We start from the raw sequence: 1,275 nt of genomic DNA on the forward strand, positions 1-1,275 counted from the left end.
TGGTCTGCCTTGGAAAAACTGGTCCAATTCTGAAGAGAGCCCTGCGGGGCGTGAGAATTGGAGATTGGTATGGGACGTCAGCGGTTTACGCCGGAGCAGATCATTGCGAAGCTGCGTGAGGTGGATGTGTTGGTTGGGCGGGGATCGACAGCGCTCGAGGCTTGCCGGCAGGTCGGCATCTCGGAGCAGACGCTGTATCGGTGGCGCAAGGAATACGGCGGCCTGAAGGTAGATCAGGCGCGACGGATGAAGGATCTGGAACGTGAGAACGCCCGACTGAAGAAGCTGGTGGCCGATCTCGCTTTGGACAAGGCGATCCTGCAAGAGGCGTCGAAGCTGACTTTTTGAGCCCCTCCCGTCGCCGTGAAGCGATCGAGCAGGTCCGTCGTGTGCTGCCGGTATCGGAGCGGCGGACCTGTCAGGTTCTCGGTCAGCATCGCTCGACGCAGCGTCACCGTCCGAAGGACGATGCCGACGAGCAGCGGCTGACGGCGGACATCGTCGCGCTGGCAAAGGATTATGGCCGCTACGGCTACCGCCGCATCCATGCGCTGCTGGGTCATGCCGGCTGGCAGGTCAGCCTGTCTGTGGTGGAGCGCATCTGGCGGCGGGAGGGTCTCAAGGTGCCGAAGCGGCAACCGAAGCGCCGTCGCCTCTGGCTGGGCGACGGATCATGCATCCGCCTTCGCCCGCAACACCGCGGGCATGTCTGGTCTTACGACTTCGTCGAGGATCAGACGCACAATGGGCGCAAGTTCCGGATGCTCAACATCATCGACGAGTTCAGCCGGGAATGCCTGGCGATGGTGCCGTTGCGCCGGTTCCGGTCAAACGACGTAATCGACATACTGGCCGATCTGTTCATCGAGCATGGGCCGCCCGAGCATATCAGATCCGATAATGGTCCCGAGTTCGTCGCCAACGCCGTCCGCGAGTGGCTCGGCCGTCTCGGCGTCACCACCCTCTACATCGAGCCGGGCAGCCCATGGGAGAACGGCTATATCGAGAGCTTCAATGCCCGCCTGCGGGATGAACTGCTCAACGGCGAGATCTTCTATAGCCTCGAGGAGGTGCGGATCGTCACCGGCTGGTGGCGCGACCATTACAACCGACTGCGCCCGCACAGCAGTCTGGGCTATCGTCCGCCGGCGCCGGAGGCTGCGAAGATGCCAGCCTGGCCGATCGGCTCCGCTACGCTACGCCTCCCGCCCAGGCTGGCATCACAGGCGCGCATCAACTAACTATGCAACCGGACCAGTCGTCGCAGGCAGTCCA

The 1,275-nt window shown here is 63.0% G+C and carries 1 protein-coding gene; it reads left to right on the forward strand.

Going from position 1 to position 1,275, the window contains the following annotated elements; translation table 11 throughout:
* The first annotated feature begins 69 nt into the window (after window positions 1-69).
* Window positions 70-1,241 (forward strand): IS3 family transposase gene (locus tag GGR89_RS21980; RefSeq protein WP_167713200.1). Its coding sequence is split into 2 segments (ribosomal slippage): window positions 70-337 and window positions 337-1,241, totalling 1,173 coding nucleotides; the frame shifts between segments, so codons are not numbered across the junction.
* The last annotated feature ends 34 nt before the right edge of the window (window positions 1,242-1,275 follow it).

It is taken from the genome of Sphingomonas trueperi (assembly GCF_011927635.1).
In the GTDB taxonomy this organism is placed as follows: domain Bacteria; phylum Pseudomonadota; class Alphaproteobacteria; order Sphingomonadales; family Sphingomonadaceae; genus Sphingomonas; species Sphingomonas trueperi.